The organism is Bifidobacterium sp. LH_558, from assembly GCF_056356295.1.
Genome location: NZ_JBKETZ010000001.1, coordinates 602,368 through 615,489, shown reverse-complemented (window position 1 = coordinate 615,489; position 13,122 = coordinate 602,368). Strand labels below are relative to the sequence as shown.

Annotated in this window: 12 protein-coding genes; all 12 read left to right on the top strand. The window is 63.6% G+C overall.

The annotated features are described in order from the left end of the window. Window positions 1-459: 459 nt before the first annotated feature. The 12 genes from glmM to AC1AV0_RS02820 all read left to right on the top strand — a co-directional run bounded on the left by glmM (window position 460) and on the right by AC1AV0_RS02820 (window position 13,071). On the top strand, window positions 460-1,845 hold the full coding sequence (glmM, locus tag AC1AV0_RS02875; protein WP_476570895.1) for a phosphoglucosamine mutase: 1,386 nt from the start codon (window positions 460-462) through the stop codon (window positions 1,843-1,845). A 113-nt stretch (window positions 1,846-1,958) separates the two neighbouring features. Continuing rightward, on the top strand, window positions 1,959-2,615 hold the full coding sequence (locus tag AC1AV0_RS02870) for a peptide deformylase (protein ID WP_476570893.1): 657 nt from the start codon (window positions 1,959-1,961) through the stop codon (window positions 2,613-2,615). A 198-nt stretch (window positions 2,616-2,813) separates the two neighbouring features. Next, the gene (locus tag AC1AV0_RS02865) at window positions 2,814-4,385 is read left to right on the top strand and encodes a DNA polymerase III subunit epsilon (protein ID WP_476570890.1); all 1,572 of its coding nucleotides are present in this window, start codon (window positions 2,814-2,816) and stop codon (window positions 4,383-4,385) included. A gap of 97 nt (window positions 4,386-4,482) precedes the next feature. After that, complete coding sequence (locus AC1AV0_RS02860; RefSeq protein WP_476570888.1) at window positions 4,483-4,614, top strand: hypothetical protein; 132 nt, start codon at window positions 4,483-4,485, stop codon at window positions 4,612-4,614. Between the two features lie 177 nt (window positions 4,615-4,791). Beyond that, the gene (gene prfB / locus AC1AV0_RS02855; RefSeq protein WP_476570887.1) at window positions 4,792-5,910 is read left to right on the top strand and encodes a peptide chain release factor 2; all 1,119 of its coding nucleotides are present in this window, start codon (window positions 4,792-4,794) and stop codon (window positions 5,908-5,910) included. Between the two features lie 50 nt (window positions 5,911-5,960). Beyond that, window positions 5,961-7,187, top strand: a complete 1,227-nt coding sequence (ftsE, locus tag AC1AV0_RS02850) for a cell division ATP-binding protein FtsE (protein ID WP_476570886.1) — start codon at window positions 5,961-5,963, stop codon at window positions 7,185-7,187. After that, window positions 7,184-8,107, top strand: a complete 924-nt coding sequence (gene ftsX / locus AC1AV0_RS02845) for a permease-like cell division protein FtsX (protein WP_476570885.1) — start codon at window positions 7,184-7,186, stop codon at window positions 8,105-8,107. Before ftsE ends, ftsX begins: the two co-directional genes overlap by 4 nt. Window positions 8,108-8,169: 62 nt before the next feature. Next, window positions 8,170-9,588 (top strand): CHAP domain-containing protein, encoded by a 1,419-nt coding sequence (locus tag AC1AV0_RS02840; RefSeq protein ID WP_476570884.1) that lies wholly within the window; start codon window positions 8,170-8,172, stop codon window positions 9,586-9,588. 152 nt (window positions 9,589-9,740) lie between these two features. After that, window positions 9,741-10,220, top strand: a complete 480-nt coding sequence (gene smpB / locus AC1AV0_RS02835) for an SsrA-binding protein SmpB (protein ID WP_476570883.1) — start codon at window positions 9,741-9,743, stop codon at window positions 10,218-10,220. A gap of 93 nt (window positions 10,221-10,313) precedes the next feature. Further along, entirely contained in the window at window positions 10,314-11,237 is a 924-nt protein-coding gene (locus tag AC1AV0_RS02830) for an ABC transporter substrate-binding protein (RefSeq protein WP_476570952.1), read from the top strand. 60 nt (window positions 11,238-11,297) lie between these two features. Continuing rightward, complete coding sequence (locus tag AC1AV0_RS02825) at window positions 11,298-12,281, top strand: amino acid ABC transporter permease (protein ID WP_476570882.1); 984 nt, start codon at window positions 11,298-11,300, stop codon at window positions 12,279-12,281. A 7-nt stretch (window positions 12,282-12,288) separates the two neighbouring features. Next, window positions 12,289-13,071, top strand: coding sequence for an amino acid ABC transporter ATP-binding protein (locus tag AC1AV0_RS02820; RefSeq protein ID WP_476570881.1), 783 nt, complete (start codon window positions 12,289-12,291; stop codon window positions 13,069-13,071). The last annotated feature ends 51 nt before the right edge of the window (window positions 13,072-13,122 follow it).

Here is a 13,122-nt window from a genome sequence, read left to right as displayed (position 1 = left end):
CTCGCCGGCCTCGCCCACGACGCGTTCAACGACGTGTGCACCCCCGGCAACCCCCGCCCCGCCACCGAAGAGGACATCCTCGCCATCTACACCAGCCTCATGTAACCGAAAAGCCAAGGAGATCCCTCGACTACGGCCTGACGGCCTCCGCTCGGGATGACGAAGAAAAGGAACGGCCCATGCCTTCCCGTTTCGTCATCCCGAGCGCAGTCGAGGGATCTCGACGATTTTGTTGAAAGCCGCGGCGGACCAAAGCGTTCGCCGCGGCTTTCGCATGCCCGCCACGCCGCATAGTTTGAAGAAAAGGGCAACATTGCGAACCGTGTGGGCGATTATCCCCGTATGCCGATTACGATGGTTCACGGTAAAAACGTAACAACGATGACCGGTGTGGATTCGTTCGTCTGGCGGCCGCGATCGCAGCCCGGCGAACCCGAGCGAAGGAATAGGCGGGCTGATATGCCGAAGATGTTTGGAACCGATGGCGTGCGCGGACTGGCGAATCGTGATCTGACGGCGCAGTTGGCGCTGGACTTGGGCGACGCTGCGGTGCGTGTGCTGGGCGATTCGGGCACGAAGGACGACCAGCCCGAAGGCCGTCGTCGTGCGCTGGTCGGCCGCGACACCCGCGTCTCCGGCGATTTTCTGGCTGCGGCCCTGTCCGCCGGCATGAGCGCGGGCGGATTCGATGTGATCGACGCGGGCATTATCCCCACGCCAGGCGTGGCCTACCTGACCTCCGTGCTGAATGTGGAGATGGGTGCGGTGATCTCCGCCTCCCACAACGCCATGCCGGACAACGGCATCAAGTTCTTCGCTCGCGGCGGTTTCAAACTGCCCGACAGCAAGGAAGACCAGATCGAGGCGGTGCTCGGCCAGGATTGGGAGCGCCCGACCGGCGCGGGCGTGGGCCGAGTGAGCCATGACACCGTGACCGCCACCAACCTGTACATTGACCATCTGGTCTCCACCATCGCTCCTCTGCAGGCCGACAAAAGCCAGCCGACTCCGCTGAAAGGCCTGAAAATCGTGGCCGATTGCGCGAACGGCGCCACCTCGGTGGTCGCTCCCGAAGCGTTGCGCCGCGCGGGTGCCGAAGTGGTGGTGATCAACGCCTCGCCGGACGGCTACAACATCAATAAGAACGCCGGATCCACGCATCCCGAGCAGCTGCAGGCCATGGTCAAGGCTTCGGACGCGATGATGGGCGTGGCCTTCGACGGTGACGCCGACCGCTGCCTCGCGGTGGACGAGGACGGCAATATGGTCAACGGCGATCAGATCATGGGCATCCTCGCCCGCTCCAAGAAGAACGAGGGCACGCTCGCGCACGACACGCTGGTCATCACCGTGATGAGTAACCTCGGCCTCAAACTCGCGCTTAACGACATGGGCATCAAAACGGTGGAAACCGGTGTGGGCGACCGTTACGTGCTGGAGGAGATGCTGCGCGGCGGCTACACGCTCGGCGGCGAACAGTCCGGCCACGTGATCAACCGCGAATTCGCCACCACCGGCGACGGCACGCTGACCGCGCTGATGCTGTGCAACGAGGTGATGAGGTCCGGCAAGAGCCTGAAAACCCTCGCCGCCGACTTCCCCCAGCTGCCGCAGACGCTGGTGAATGTGCCGAACGTCGACAAGGCCGCCGCGGACACGAACGCCGCCGTGCAGGCCGCGGTCGCGCGCGAGGAGGAGCTGCTGGGCGGTACCGGTCGCGTGCTGCTGCGCCCCTCCGGCACCGAGCCGCTGGTGCGTGTGATGGCCGAGGCCGCCACGCAGGAGATGGCCGACGAGGTGTGCGCCCGCCTGGCGCAGGTGGTCGCCGACGAACTCGCGTTGTGAGGTGAACCGGCGGATCGTCGGCCTCCTTCGGAAGGTGTCTGGCGATCCGTCCTAGACATACCGCACAATAAATCTGTTTTGTACGCAATACGCAAGGATATAAAGGACTCCACATGTTTGGTAGGAACAGCAAAGTCGACCTCGCGCTCAACCGCGATGTGGAGAAGCTCATCGCGACCGGCGGCAAGGAACGCATCCTCCCCATCGTGCAGGCGGGCGAGCCGGTGCTCCGCCAAGTCACCGTGCCGTATGCGGGTCAGCTGAGCAAGAATACGCTGTCCAAGCTCATCGAAGCGATGCGCATCACCATGCTCGAAGCGCCGGGCGTGGGCCTGGCCGCCACGCAGATCGGTCTGGGACTTTCCATCGCCGTGCTCGAGGACCATATGCGCGAGGAGGACGAGGGCGATCCGCGCGAGATGGCGGAGCTTCCGTTCCGCGTGATCATCAACCCCACATACGAGCCGGTGGGCGATCGGACCACCAGCTTCTACGAGGGATGCCTGAGTTTCGACGGCTATCAGGCCGTGCGCAGGCGTTGGCTCGACATCATCGCGGAGTGGGATGACGAGAACGGAACTCATCATAAGGAGCAGATGCACGGCTGGCCGGCGCGCATCTTCCAGCATGAGACCGACCATTTGAGCGGCGAGCTGTACATCGACAAGGCGGAGATCCGCTCCCTCACCACCTACGAGAACCTCGAGGACTTCTGGTGCGATGATCCCGTGCCCACCGCGGCGGCCTCGGAACTCGGCTTCGAACTGTAGGAGCGCCAAGCGCGCGCCGACCCGAAACGTCGTCGATTTCGCACTTGCACGAAGGATGTGCGAAATCGACGACGTTTTCTTATCGGTAAACGTCGTGCTTTTCGCACATCCTTCGTGCAAGTGCGAAGGGCACGACGCCTGAGCTACGTGTTTAGGCTGTCGGGCTGCTGTTCGGGATGTCGGGTTACGATGATGCGCATGACACAGACAGCGGGCGAGCGGCGGAACCAAGCGGTATTGGAATGGTTGGAGCAAGCCAAGGGGGATGCCGACCAGTGGGCACTGGTCTGCCCCAAGGACGCCGATGGGCGGCCGATCGACTGGCAGTGGGTGCGTTCGCTTGATCTGGTAGGCGGCATCGGCGTGGGATTGGCTGCCGTGGACAACCCGCAGCAGAACGTCCACGCCCTGTTGAAGCGCGATTATGCGGTTCGCGACCGTGTGGAGGCGATTCTTGCGCAGACGAACACCGCGTTCATGACTGATTTCGACCGTCTGGTCGCCTCGTATCGTTTGCCGCGCGCGCTCGCCTACGCGAACCGCCGGCTGAACGACGAGATCAATCTGCTGCTCGACCGCGGGGTGGCCGATGGGCTGTGGCATGTGCGTTACGAGCGGCAGGGCCGCGTCACCGTGCCGGTGCTGACGGCGGTGGCTGAAACCGGAGACGTGCCCGACATGGCCGATGCCGGAGGAGCCGCCAATGGGGAAGACTCCGTGGGCGTCAGCTTGGATGAGATTCAGGATCAGACCGCGCGGATTCTCAACGCGCGCGCCGAACGCCGCAAGGCGCAGCGGATTCAACGCGAATCCGGTGCGGCCGGCATGGCGCGGGCCAATCTTTCCGGAGCGACTTCGCCGGGTGGTGCGTTCGCAGCCTCGTCTTTGTCGGGGAACGCGATTTCGTCTTTGTCCGGGAACTCACCCTCGCCGGTGCTTGAGAACGCGGCCTCGGGAACGGGCGCTGCCGTGCCGTCGTCGCAGACCGCGCCAATAAGCGGTTCCGCGTCCGTCACCAAACAGGGTGACTGGCGGGACGTCTACCTGCCCGGTCGCGACGTGGACACGGTGATGGGTATCGACATCGAAACCACCGGCACCGATCCGGCGCGCGTGTACATCATCGACGTTGGCTTCGAATTCATGAATATGATCTCGCCGCGGCCGGCCGACGCTCCGTCGGAATACGCCTACGAACAGCCGTATTACGACGCCGGCGACGCCTACGGGCAGGCGCGGCTGAGTTTCGGTGTGACGCCAGCCAACGCGAGGCACGGCAACGATCTGATCCGCGAGCTGACCGGCATCGACGTGCGCGAACGCGGCATGGGGGAGTACCGGCTGTTCGATGAATGGCCCGAGGCTCAGACCGGGTTGCTCGCACGACTGACCCAGCAGCCGTATGTGGCGCATAACGCCACCTTCGAACACAACTTCTTTATGCTCAACGTGGCCGGGTACGCGGAGGCCTATCGTGCCGGGCGCGTCACCATCATCGACACGCTGCCGATGAGCCGGCAGTGGGACCCCGGCTCCACGCCCGACGCGGACCATCCGTACGGAGACAACACGCTTGAGGCCTACGCCAAACGCCAAGGGGCGCTCGCCAGCGAACATGACGAGCGGCACTTGGGCTTGGAGGATGCGCATATTATGCTCGTGGCGATGAAGCGGCATCTGACGACGCTGCGGCGCGAAGGGGCGGGGCCATGGGGCGCTTCAGGGCGTTCCGGCGTCGGAGGCAAGGCCTGCGGCCGTCGCCGCTGGTAGCGATGGCGGGTATGGTCCGGAGGCCACGAACGCAATGCCAGGTGTTCCAGGTCGCCGCTGGTAGCGGTGGGGCGGGGGTACGGTTACACTGGTGCCCGTGAGTGAATACCAGAGCCAGCGAGAGCAGCGTGACAAGCGCCGCCGCACCATCGTGCGCGCGGTGTGCATCGTCATCGCCGCGGCCATGCTGGTGTCGTTGGTGATTCCGGCGATGTACGCGAGCCTTTGACGTCTCGCGCGCCCTTCGCATAATCCGCGGGGCGTCTCCGCCAAAAGCCGAGCGGCAGGTTCGCAGCCGTGCCGGCCAAGGACCACGGAACGTTCCCCATTCAAGGAATATGTGTGGAATCTGAAGTGGATGACATAATCCCAGCTTTTCGCAAGTGACATAGGTAAGGTTAGAACGATGGCAGAATTTGATTTTTCCCAAGCGGTCGCCGACGCGCGCGCCAAGTACGACTCCATCGCCAAGGCGTTGGACATGGACCGGCTGAAGGCCGAGATCAAGGAACTTGAAGCGCAGGCCGCCGCCCCCGGACTGTGGGACAACCCCGAAAACGCGCAGAAGGTGACCAGCAAGCTCTCCGCCGCCGAATCGCAGATGAAGCGACTCAACTCGGCGGTGCAGCGCATCGACGATGTGGAGACGCTCGTTGAACTCGGCCGCGAGGAAGGCGACGCCGACACACTCGCCGAAGCACAGGAGGAGATCGGTCGCATCCAGGCGGACCTCGACTCCATGGAGATCCAGACGCTGCTCGACGGCGAATACGACGAGCGTTCCGCGGTGGTGACCATCCGCTCCGGCGCCGGTGGCGTGGACGCCGCCGACTTCGCGCAGATGCTGCTGCGCATGTACCTGCGCTGGTGCGAGCGCAACGGCTTCAAAGCCAAGGTGATGGACACCTCGTACGCCGAAGAGGCGGGCATCAAGTCCGCCACCTTCCAGGTGGACGCGCCCTACGCCTACGGCCGTATGAGCGTAGAGGGCGGCACCCACCGTCTGGTGCGCATCTCGCCCTTCGACAACCAGGGCCGCCGCCAGACCAGCTTCGCCGCCGTCGAAGTGGTGCCGCTCGTCGAGGCGACCGACCATATCGAAATCCCCGACACCGAAATCCGCGTGGACACCTACTGCGCCTCCGGCCCCGGCGGCCAGGGCGTGAACACGACCTACTCGGCCGTGCGCATCACCCATTTGCCCACCGGCATCGTTGTGACCATGCAGGACGAGCGCTCGCAGATCCAGAACCGCGCCGCCGCCATGGCCGTGCTGCAGTCCCGACTGCTGGTGCTGCGCCATGAGGAAGAGGCGAAGAAGAAGAAGGAGCTCGCCGGCGACATCAAGGCCAGCTGGGGCGACCAGATGCGCTCCTACGTGCTGCACCCCTACCAGATGGTCAAGGATCTGCGCACCGGCCACGAAACCAGCCAGACCCAGGCCGTGTTCGACGGCGACATCGACGCGTTCATCGAGGCGGGCATCCGCTGGCGCCACGAGCAGCGCCGGGCCGCCGAGGACTAAACCGGCACACATGCGTGCGGGCTCCTGAGGCGCCCGCAGAAGGAGGCATCATGGCACTCATCTCGTTAAGCCAGGTGAGCAAGATCTATCCGAGGGGCACGCGCCCGGCGCTCGATGCCATCGATTTGAACATCGAGCGCGGGGACTTCGTGTTCCTGGTCGGTGCCTCCGGCTCCGGCAAAACCACGCTGCTGAGCCTGCTGCTGCGCGAGGAGGAGGCTACCGACGGCGAGATCCGTGTGGCGGGCAATGACCTGCGCCGCATCTCCGACCGTCAGGTGCCGCAGTACCGCCGCTCCATCGGCTTCGTGTTCCAGGACTACAAGCTGCTCAACAACAAAACCGTGTGGCAGAACGTGGCGTTCGCGCTGGAGGTGCTCGGCACCCGCCGCTCCGCCGTCAAATCGCTGGTGCCCAAGGTGTTGGCCACGGTGGGGTTGACCGGCAAGGAGAACAACTATCCGCACGAGCTGTCCGGCGGCGAGCAGCAGCGCGTGGCCATCGCCCGCGCGTATGTGAACCATCCGCAGATCCTTCTGGCCGACGAGCCCACCGGCAACCTCGACCCGACCACCTCGCTGGGCATCATGGAGGTGCTGGACGCGATCAACCGCACCGGCACCACCATTGTGATGGCCACGCATAACGAAGAGATCGTCAATTCGATGCGTAAGCGCGTGGTGGAGCTGCACGGCGGTAAAATCGTGCGCGACGAGGCCCACGGCTCGTATGATTCCGCGCTGTTCTTCCCCGATTCCCAGGTGGAGGCCAACGCCGTCAAGGTGATGGAATCCGAGAAACCTGAGGCGATTGAGGCCGCGCCCGCAGGCGAGAATGTGGGCAAGACTGCGGAAAACACCGAAGTCGAATCGGTTGCGACGATTGCGCAGGATTACGAGCGCGACGAGGGCATCGCCCGTCTGGCCAATTCCATGCATTCCGGACGCACCGGACGCTACGGCGAGGCGTTCGCGCCCTTGGAAGACACCCTGACCTGGGGCAAGGGGTTGAAACTCGACGATTATCAGAACGCGCAGGGGAGCGGTTTCGAACCCGCGCCTGCCGCCGAGACGCCTGCGGACGATGCGGCCGGTCTGTCGGTGCCGGAAATGGCAGTGCCCGAGGTGGCCGTCCCTGAGGTAGCGGTGCCAGAGGTGACGGTGCCCGATATCCCGTCTCCGGAAGCGGCAGTGCCTCTTCCTCCCGCGCCGCCGGCCCCGCCGATGCCGCCGTCCGCCGCAACCCGTAGCGCCCAGAACGAGGAGCAGCAGTCATGAGAATTCGTTTTATTCTGTCGGAGACCTGGACCAGCCTGAGGCGCAATGTGCCGATGATTCTGTCGGTGATGCTGGTCACCTTCATCTCCTTTGTGTTCATCGGTGCGGCCGTGCTCACGCAGGCGCAGATCGCCAAAGCGAAGGGCGACTGGTACGACAGGGTCGAAGTCGTGGTGTGGCTGTGCCCGGACGGCACCAGCCAGTCGGCGAACTGCGCGTCGGGAGTCTCCCCGACCGCTTCGGAGATCACCGAACTGCAGCAGACCATCCGCAACGAGCTTTCGGATGTGGTGGAGAACATCACCTATGTGAGCAAGCAGGAGTTCTACGACGACACCTTCACTCAGCAGTACCCGAACGGCGAATATCAGGGACGCACGCTTACCGCGGACGATATGCAGGATTCGCTGTGGCTCAAACTCAAGGATCCCGAGAAATACCAGATCGTCTCCGAAGTGCTTTCCAGCCGCGACGGCGTCGAAGAAGTGACCGACCAGCGGCAGATCTTCGAGCCGGTGTTCGCCGTGCTCAACCGCGCCACCGCCGTGACCATCGGTCTGGCCGCGGTGATGGTGCTGGTCGCCATCATGCTTACCGGTACGACAATCCGCATGTCCGCCGCCTCGCGCAGAACCGAAACGGAGATCATGCGTTTGGTCGGTGCTTCGAACTGGACGATCCGCATGCCCTTCGTGTTAGAGGGCGTGCTGGCTTCGCTGGTGGGATCCGTGCTCTCCTGCCTGATGCTGTCGGTGATCGTGCGCGTGTTCATCGAGGGATGGCTGGCTGAATCCATCAGCTGGATTCCCTACGTGAACCAGATGACGGTGCTGATGATCTCGCCGTTCCTGATCCTCGGCGCGATCCTGCTGTCGATCGTCGCCTCGACGATCTCGCTGCGGCGCTACCTCAAGACCTGATCCAGGCTCCCAGCAAAGCATGTTATGGTGATGCCCGTCGTCAAAGAAAGGACACCATGTCTATGAACAGCGCAACTCGTGTGGTGCGTTCGGCTGCCGCTGTTATGGTCGCCGCCGGTTTATGCATGGCCGGGCTGGCGATGTCGCCCGCGCCCGAAGCGCATGCCGACACCTATAGTGATTTGGTCAACGCGCAGAACCAGCGCGCCTCCAGCGCCCAGCGTGAGGCCGAGCTGCGCGCGCAGCTCGCCGGCGTGAACGAGGAACTCGCGGAGAAGATCATCCAACTGGACAATCTGACCAACACGCAGATTCCCGCCGCGCAGGCGAAGGTCACCCAGGCGAACGAAGACGCCGCATCCGCCCAAGCCGAAGCGGATGCCGCCGCCGAACGTCTCGCCGCCGCGCAGAAAGACAAGGCGGATCTCGAGGCGCAGATCGAGCAGACCGGCGAAGACTACGATGACGCGCATGCGGCCGTGGCCCAGCTGGCCCGCGAAGACATGCACGGATCCGACACCTCGGATCTGATGAGCGTGGTCACCGGCTCCACCAGTACCGAGGAATTCATCAACTCGATGCAGTCGCGTGACGCGCTTTCGCGCAACGAGGCGAACGCCGCCTCCTCCGCCGCGGTGACGCTGAACACCTCGATGAACCGCAGCGAACGTCTCGCCGCCATCGAACAGCAGATCAGCGAACTGAAAACCAAGGCCGATGAGAAGGCCGCGACCGCGCAGACCGCCGCCACCACAGCCCAGCAGGAGCGTGCCGAACTGGACGCGCTGCGCCAGCAGGGCGAGAATCAGCGCGCCGAACTGGAAGGCATGCAGGATCAGCTGGACAGCGAGGCGGCCCAGCAGGCAGCGCAAACCGTGCTGTTGGAATCGCAGATCGACTCGTACAACCGCCAATGGCAGCAGGAGCAGGCAGCGGCGGCCAGCAAGCCCAGCAACGGCAATCAGGGCACTACTTCCGGAGGCAACGCCACGAGCAACAACACCGGCGGCTCCACGGGCGGTTCCACCGGTGGTTCGACGGGAGGCAACACCGGAGGGTCGACCGGTGGCAACACCGGTGGCTCGACCGGTGGAACCAGCAGCGGCACCGTCAGCAGCGGCCAAGGCACCAGCAACGGCGATTACGGCAACGCCTACGTGGCCGGCCAGTGCACGTATTGGGCGTACGAACGCCGCCGTCAGATGGGCATCGGCACGCCGTCCTATTTGGGCAACGGCGGCGACTGGTACAAAACCGCGCCAAGCTACGGCCTGCGCGTGGACCATAACCCCGAAGTGGGCGCCGCGCTCTCCTTCCTGCCCGGACAGGACTACGCCGACGGCTTCTACGGCCATGTGGCCGTGGTGGAGGCCGTGTACAGCGACGGCACCTTCCTGATCTCGGAAATGAATTGGGGAGGTCCCTGGATCATGAACTACCGCACCCTGACCAACCGCGGCCAATACTGGTTCGTGCACTGACCGGGCTGCCGGTCGAAACGGCGCACCACTGCCAGTCGCGACCATACGAACCGTTCGCTCAACGCGCTGCCCGATATCCGGGCGGCGCGTTTTGTGATAGTGTCGTTCGATGCTTGCCATAGCGGGGACGGTATGAGCGAAAGGAGGTCCCGATGGCGAAGGAACAAGGCACGAAGCCGATCGCGCAGAACAAGAAGGCGCGGCACGACTATGCCATCGAGGATCGTTACGAGGCCGGATTGGTGCTCACCGGCACCGAGGTCAAATCGTTGCGCGAGGGGCGCGCTTCGCTGGCCGAGGCCTTCATCACCATCGACCGCCGCGGGGAGATCTGGATGGAAGGCGCCAACATCCCTGAATACTTCAACGGCACATGGAACAACCACGCACCCAAGCGCAAGCGCAAGCTGCTGCTGCACGCGCAGCAGATCGCCAAACTCGCGCGCCAATCCGAAGCCAAGGGCTACACGATCGTGCCCTTGAGCCTGTATTTCAAAGACGGCCGCGCCAAGGTGGAGATCGCGCTGGCGCGAGGCAAGCGCGAATTCGACAAGCGCCAGGCCCTGCGCGAGGAGCAGGACAAGCGCGAGGCCCTGCGCGCCATGCGCTACGCCAACAAACGCTCCCGCTGAACTCGCGAATGAATTAACGGATTCGTAGCACGGAGCCCGTATCGTGATGTCCGTATGCCTAGTGGTCCGACTGGGCGCGAACGAGGGAGAATGATGCGAACCATGAAGAACCTGAAATCACTGACGGCGTTGGTCGCCGGCACCGCCATGCTGCTGTCCGTCGTCGCATGCGGCACCACCGATGACTCGACGACCGACGGAACGTCCACCACAATCGAAAGCTTCGACGTGTCGTCCATCGAGAAGGACGACGATATCGCCGCCCTGCTGCCCGAATCGGTGACCTCCGACGGCAAGCTCACCTTCGGTATGGAGACCTCGTACGCGCCGGCTGAATTCCTGGCCGAAGACGGCCGAACCCCGGTCGGCTACGATGTGGACCTGAGCCGCGCCCTAGGCATGGTGCTTGGCATGGAAGTGGAGGACGTCATCTCCACCTTCGACACGATCATCCCCTCCGTCGGCTCCAAAGTGGACGTCGGCATGAGCTCCTTCACCATCACCCCCGAGCGCATGGACGCCGTGGATTTCGTGAGCTACTACAAAGCCGGATCGACCTGGGTCGTTCCCTCCGGCAATCCCAATGACTTCGACTCCGCCAATCTGTGCGGGCAGAAAATCGCCGTGCAGACCGGCACCACGCAGGAAGAGGAAGTCAACGCGGCCAACGAAGAGTGCCCGGCCGACTCCAAAATCGAAATCCTCTCCTCCAAGCAGCAGACCGATGTGACCACGAATGTCGTCACCGGCAAGGCGGTCGCGTTCTATGCTGATTCCCCAATCGCCGGCTATGCGATCTCGCAGACCGATGGACAGCTCGAGGCGCTGGGTGAGGACGTGGGCGTCGTCAAGCAGGGCATCGCCATCGCCAAGGGCGACACCGCCACCGCCGAGGCCATGCAGAAGGCCATGCAGAAGCTGATGGACGACGGCGTGTACGACCAGATCCTCGACCACTGGGGCGTGAGCTCCGGCGCCATCGACCAGGCCGAAATCAATCCCACGGATATCGAGTAGCAGCCAATATCCGTTCGCAATCGCAGCGGCCGGTCCATGTAAGACACGCAAAGGAGAGCCATGACAAAGCCGCAATCCGACGGTGAGGAGCTGAACATCCCCAACCGCATCCAAGCGTTGCCCGTGCGCCGTCCCGGCCCGCTGGTGGCGGGGGTGATCGTGGCGCTGCTCGCCGCGATGCTCATCCATGGACTGATCACCAACCCGCGGCTCGACTGGCCGACGGTGTGGAAATACCTGTTCAACGAGAACGTGCTCACCGGTATCGGATACACGCTGTGGCTCACCGCGCTCTCCATGGTGGTGGCCGTGGTGCTTTCTGTGATCCTCGCCATCATGCGCAAATCGCTCAATCCGGTGCTGCGCGGCGTGAGCTGGTTCTTCATCTGGTTCTTCCGCGGCACCCCGGTCTACACGCAGCTGGTTTTCTGGGGACTGTTCTCCGTGCTCATCCCCAAACTCAGCCTCGGCATCCCCTTCACCTCGGTGGAATTCTGGAGCATCGACTCCTCGGTGGTGGTCACCGCGTTCAACGCCGCCTGGATTGGACTGGCGCTCAACGAGGCGGCCTACCTTTCCGAAATCGTGCGAGCCGGCATCGACGCCATCGACCCCGGCCAAACCGAAGCCGCGAAAGCGTTGGGCATGAACCGCACCCTGATCATGCGGCGTGTGGTGCTGCCGCAGGCCATGCGCATCATCATCCCGCCCACCGGCAACGAAACCATCGGCATGCTGAAGACCACCTCGCTGGTGCTGGCCGTGCCGTTCACGCTGGAACTGCAATTCGCCACCAACGCCATCGCCAACCGCATCTACAAGCCGATCCCGCTGCTTATCGTGGCCTGCATCTGGTATCTGCTCATCACCTCGATTCTAATGATCATCCAAGCGCAGCTCGAAAAGCATTTCGGCAAGGGCTTCGACGCGCGGGCCATGGGCGCCAAAGGCAAGCGCACGCCGCTGCCCGGCAAAACGGACGGCGAGCCGAAGGACGACGTCAGCAAGATCAACCAGGCCACCATGGTCGGATTGAACGCGTAAGGAGACCATGATGAGCGCAACAACACCCGCCATCGTCGCCAAGCAGGTGCATAAGGCCTTCGGCTCGACCCACGTGCTCAAAGGCGTGGACCTGACCGTGATGCCCGGCACCGTCACCGTGATCCTCGGCCCATCCGGCTCGGGCAAATCCACCTTCCTGCGCCTGATCAACCAGCTGGAAACGCTCACTGGCGGATCCATCGAAGTGGATAACGAACTCATCGGATACAAGTACGTGGAACGCAACGGACAGCAGGTGCTGCAGACGCTGGACGACAAACAGGTCGCCGCCCAGCGAGCCAAACTCGGCATGGTGTTCCAGAAATTCAACCTCTTTCCGCATATGACCGCGTTGGAAAACGTGATGGAAGCGCCGGTGCATGTGCGGCATATGAACAAATCCGAGGCCCGCGCCCTCGCGCTCGCCGAGCTCGAACGGGTAGGCCTCGCCGATCGCGCCGACTACTATCCGATGGAGCTTTCCGGCGGGCAGCAGCAGCGCGTGGCCATCGCGCGTGCGCTGGCCATGAAGCCCGACATTATGCTGTTCGACGAACCCACCTCGGCACTGGATCCCGAACTCGTGGGCGAGGTGCTGGCCGTGATGCAGTCGCTCGCCAAAGACGGAATGACGATGGTGTGCGTGACGCACGAGATCGGTTTCGCCCGCGAGGTGGCCGATCAGGTCGTGTTCATGGCCGATGGCGTGGTGGTGGAGCAGGGAGGCCCGGAAATCATCGACTCGCCTCGTGAGCCCCGCTTCAAGGACTTCCTTCAGCACGTGCTGTGACGCGTAAGGAGTATGCGTAGAAGCCCGATGCGCTCGGGCTACGACAATGGT

Bases quoted from the DNA above. Each gene is read 5' to 3' on its own strand.
- ftsX (WP_476570885.1), top strand. From the start codon at position 7,184: ATGAGAATTCGTTTTATTCTGTCGGAGACCTGGACCAGCCTGAGGCGC.
- ftsE (WP_476570886.1), top strand. From the start codon at position 5,961: ATGGCACTCATCTCGTTAAGCCAGGTGAGCAAGATCTATCCGAGGGGC.
- AC1AV0_RS02840 (WP_476570884.1), top strand. From the start codon at position 8,170: ATGAACAGCGCAACTCGTGTGGTGCGTTCGGCTGCCGCTGTTATGGTC.
- AC1AV0_RS02820 (WP_476570881.1), top strand. From the start codon at position 12,289: ATGATGAGCGCAACAACACCCGCCATCGTCGCCAAGCAGGTGCATAAG.
- AC1AV0_RS02865 (WP_476570890.1), top strand. From the start codon at position 2,814: ATGACACAGACAGCGGGCGAGCGGCGGAACCAAGCGGTATTGGAATGG.
- AC1AV0_RS02870 (WP_476570893.1), top strand. From the start codon at position 1,959: ATGTTTGGTAGGAACAGCAAAGTCGACCTCGCGCTCAACCGCGATGTG.
- prfB (WP_476570887.1), top strand. From the start codon at position 4,792: ATGGCAGAATTTGATTTTTCCCAAGCGGTCGCCGACGCGCGCGCCAAG.
- glmM (WP_476570895.1), top strand. From the start codon at position 460: ATGCCGAAGATGTTTGGAACCGATGGCGTGCGCGGACTGGCGAATCGT.
- AC1AV0_RS02825 (WP_476570882.1), top strand. From the start codon at position 11,298: ATGACAAAGCCGCAATCCGACGGTGAGGAGCTGAACATCCCCAACCGC.
- AC1AV0_RS02830 (WP_476570952.1), top strand. From the start codon at position 10,314: ATGCGAACCATGAAGAACCTGAAATCACTGACGGCGTTGGTCGCCGGC.
- smpB (WP_476570883.1), top strand. From the start codon at position 9,741: ATGGCGAAGGAACAAGGCACGAAGCCGATCGCGCAGAACAAGAAGGCG.